The organism is Variovorax sp. VaC1, from assembly GCF_043658315.1.
Taxonomy (GTDB): domain Bacteria; phylum Pseudomonadota; class Gammaproteobacteria; order Burkholderiales; family Burkholderiaceae_C; genus Variovorax.
The window spans coordinates 1-4,343 of record NZ_JBIGLT010000016.1; the positions used below are offsets into that span (position 1 = coordinate 1).

At 39.9% G+C, this 4,343-nt stretch carries 2 protein-coding genes; both read left to right on the plus strand.

Going from position 1 to position 4,343, the window contains the following annotated elements; translation table 11 throughout:
* Positions 1 to 146: 146 nt before the first annotated feature.
* Complete coding sequence (locus ACGLHS_RS32195; RefSeq protein ID WP_394486072.1) at positions 147 to 599, plus strand: SGNH/GDSL hydrolase family protein; 453 nt, start codon at positions 147 to 149, stop codon at positions 597 to 599.
* Positions 600 to 788: 189 nt separating this feature from the next.
* Positions 789 to 3,698, plus strand: coding sequence for a reverse transcriptase domain-containing protein (locus ACGLHS_RS32200; RefSeq protein ID WP_394486070.1), 2,910 nt, complete (start codon positions 789 to 791; stop codon positions 3,696 to 3,698).
* Positions 3,699 to 4,343: the final 645 nt, after the last annotated feature.

The following is a 4,343-nucleotide window of genomic DNA, read 5'->3' on the forward strand; positions in this document are numbered from 1 at the left end:
GGGTGACTAATCGAAGGAAGCATAGCCCCAAACAGAAGCCCACGGTTCACCACCAACCACTTCATGTTTCAAACAGATTCTCCCCACTCAGCAACACACCTGCTGAGGAACAGACTCTGATCATTGGTAGCTCCATAGTCAGAAACGTGAAATTAGCGACACCAGGGACCATAGTCAAATGTATTCCTGGGGCCAGAGCGGGCGACATAGAGTCAACTTTAAAACTGCTGGCTAAGGATAAACATAGATACAGTAAGATTATCATTCATGCTGGTGGAAATGACACCCGATTACGCCAATCGGAGGTCACTAAAATTAATGTTGAGTCGGTGTGTACATTTGCTAAAACAATGTCGGACTCCGTAGTTTTCTCTGGGCCCCTGCCTAATTTGATCAGTGATGACATGTATAGCCGCATGTCATCATTTAACCGCTGGTTGTCGAGGTGGTGTCCAGATAATGATGTGGGCTTCGTTGATAATTGGCAAACTTTTTGGGGAAGACCTGGTCTGATTAGGAGAGACGGCATACATCCCACTTTGGACGGAGCTGCTCTCATATCTAGAAATATGGCCGAATTCATTGACCCAAATCCATGACAACCCAGAGTCCAGACCAGGAGACAGAGCTGCAGTCTTACACGCTTCTCTGTGCTTCCACTAGAGCAGTTACCCACCCAATTACATATAGAGACTGTGTCTGTCCCCCGACCTCCTAAACCAATTAAAACAGCTTTTAATAGAAGAGCGATACATAAAAACCTGACCAAAATTAATACCACTCCAGTAATGGACCATCAAAATAAGAGAGTTAAATGTGGACTCTTAAACACTAGATCTCTCTCCTCTAAAGGTGTATTAATCAATGATATAATATCAGATCATCATATTGACTTATTCTGTCTTACTGAAACCTGGCTGCGTCAGGATGAATATGTCAGTCTAAATGAATCCACTCCTCCCAGTCATATCAATACCCACATCCCTCGAGACACTGGCCGAGGAGGTGGAGTTGCAGCCATTTTTAACTCAGACCTAAAAATCAACCCTAGACCTAAACTTAATTATAAATCATTTGAAAGTCTTGTTCTCAGCCTTTCTCACCCAGCCTGGAAAACTTTACAGCCTGTCTTATTTGTTGTAATCTACCGTCCTCCTGGCCCGTACGCCCAATTTTTATCTGACTTCTCAGAGCTTTTATCAAATTTAGTCCTTAGTACTGATAAAATAATTATAGTAGGTGACTTTAACATTCATGTGGATGTTGAGAATGATAGCCTTAACACTGCATTTATTGCATTATTAGATTCAATTGGCTTCTCTCAAAATGTGAATGAGCCAACTCACTGTTATAACCACACCCTCGACCTTGTTCTGACATATGGTATTGAAGTTGAACATTTAATAGTTTTCCCTCATAATCCTTCTTTATCAGACCACTACTTAATAACATTTGAATTTTTATTACTGGACTATACACCACTGGACAGACATGTTCTTACTAGATGTCTGTCTGATGGTGCTGTCACTAAATTTAAAGAAAAAATTCCATCAATGTTGAGCTCAATGCCATGTATCAATACAACAGAGATGACTTATTCTGATTTCAGTCCCCCCCAGATTGACTGTATTGTTGATAGCGCTGCAGACTTACTGAGAACAACTCTGGACTCCATCGCTCCTTTAAAAAAGAAGGTAATTAAACAACAGAAAACAGCTCCTTGGTATAATTCCCAAACTCGACAATTAAAACAAATTTTACGAAAACTAGAAAGAATATGGCGCTCCACTAAATCAGAAGAATCTCACCTAACCTGGCAAGACAGTCTTAAAACATATAAGAAGGCCCTCCGTAACACCAGAGCTGCCTACTACTCATCACTAATAGAGGAGAATAAAAATAGTCCAAGGTTTCTTTTCAGTACTTTGGCTAAACTGACAAAGAGTCATAACACTACTGATCCATGTATTCCTTTAACTCTCAGTAGTGATGACTTCATGAGTTTCTTTAATGACAAAATCTTAACTATTAGGGACACAATTAATCACCTCTTGCCCTCAATAAGCACTGATTCATCCTCTAACATAGGAAACTCAGAAACTGCTTTTAAACCTGATATTTATTTAGACTGTTTCTCTCCAGTCGACCTTATAGAATTAACCTCAATGATCACTTCCTCTAAACCATCAACCTGTCTTTTAGACCCGATTCCAACTAGGCTGCTTAAGGAAGTCCTTCCCTCTGTTAGTACTTCCTTATTAAATATGATCAATCTGTCTTTAGTGACAGGATATGTACCACAGTCTTTTAAAGTAGCTGTCATTAAACCACTTCTTAAGAAGCCTACTCTTGATTCAGAGGTTCTAGCTAACTATAGGCCCATATCGAACCTCCCCTTTCTCTCTAAGATCCTCGAGAAAGCAGTTGCTAATCAGCTGTGTAACTTTCTAAATAATAACAGCTTATTTGAGGATTTTCAGTCTGGATTCAGAGCTCATCATAGTACAGAAACTGCACTGGTAAAAGTTACAAATGACCTCCTAACTTCATCAGACAATGGACTTCTCTCTGTCCTCGTCCTGTTAGATCTTAGTGCTGCCTTCGATACTATTGATCATCAAATCCTGTTAAAGAGACTTGAACATTTAATTGGTATTAAAGGAACAGCATTAAACTGGTTTAAATCCTATCTGTCAGATAGATTTCAGTTTGTAAATGTCAATGATAAATCCTCCATGCAAACAAAAGTAAAACACGGTGTTCCTCAGGGTTCAGTGCTTGGACCAATACTATTCTCCTTATATATGCTTCCTTTAGGAAATATTATTCGGAAACACTCAATAAATTTTCATTGTTATGCAGATGATACTCAATTATATCTATCAATAAAGCCTAATGAAATCAACCAGTTAACTAAACTACAAACATGCATCAAGGACATAAAGGCCTGGATGACCTGTAACTTCCTGCTGTTAAACTCAGAAAAAACTGAAGTTATTGTGCTTGGCCCTAAACACCTTAGAAACACATTATCCAATGATATAACTACTCTGGATGGCATTACTTTGGCCTCCAGTACTACTGTAAGGAACCTAGGAGTTATATTTGACCAGGATCTGTCCTTTAATTCCCACATAAAACAAATTTCAAGGTCTGCCTATTTTCATCTGCGTAACATTTCAAAAATCAGACATATTCTGTCTCAAAATGATGCTGAAAAACTAATCCATGCATTTGTTACTTCTAGGCTGGATTATTGTAATTCATTATTATCAGGCTGCCCTAACAAGTCTCTAAAGACTCTCCAACTGGTCCAGAATGCAGCTGCACGCGTTCTGACAAAAACTAGAAAGAGAGATCACATTACTCCTATTTTAGCTTCACTGCATTGGCTTCCCATAAAATCAAGAATAGAATTTAAAATCCTTCTCCTCACTTTTAAAGCTCTTACTGGTCAGGCTCCATCATACCTTAAAGAGCTCATAGTACCTTATGTACCTACCAGAACACTGCGCTCCCAGAACGCAGGCCTACTTGTGGTACCTAGTATCTCTAAAAGTAGAATGGGAGGCAGAGCCTTCAGTTATCAGGCTCCTCTCCTGTGGAACCATCTCCCAGATTCGGTCCGGAGGGCAGACACCCTCTCTACTTTTAAGAGTAGGCTTAAAACTTTCCTTTTTGATAGAGCTTATAGTTAGCAAGCTCCTAGTTTATGCTGCTATAGGCTTAGACTGCCGGGGGACTCCTACCTCCATGATGCACTGAGCTCCTCTCTCCTCCTCTCTCTCTCTCTCTATCCATCCATCTATATCCAATAACATTCATGTACTATTAATGCATTCAGTAACCTACACTTCTTCCCCGGAGTTGTCTGTGCTTTCTCATCTCACAGGCAATCTGGGCCTGTAGACGTCCGGATGACAGATTCCAGTCCCGGACCTTCTAGCTTCAATGTTTATTTTCAATGTGCTACTCTCTCTCTCTCCTATTCTTCCTCTCTCTCCCCTCTACCCCAACCGGTCGAGGCAGATGGCCGCCCACTTTGAGCCTGGTTCTGCCTGAGGTTTCTTCCTGTTAAAAGGGAGTTTTTTCTTGCCATTGTCGCTAAATGCTTGCTCATGTGGGAATGTTGGGTCTCTTTATAAATTAAAACTTGAAGAGTACGGTTTAGAACCTGCTCTATGTGTAAAGTGCCTTGAGATAACTTTGTTGTGATTTGGCGCTATACAAATAAAGATTGATTGATTGATTGATTGATTGATTGATTGATTGATTGATTGATTGATTGATTGATTGATTGATTGATCCTGAAACCAAAGCATTGATTATCAAGAGGCTGAACA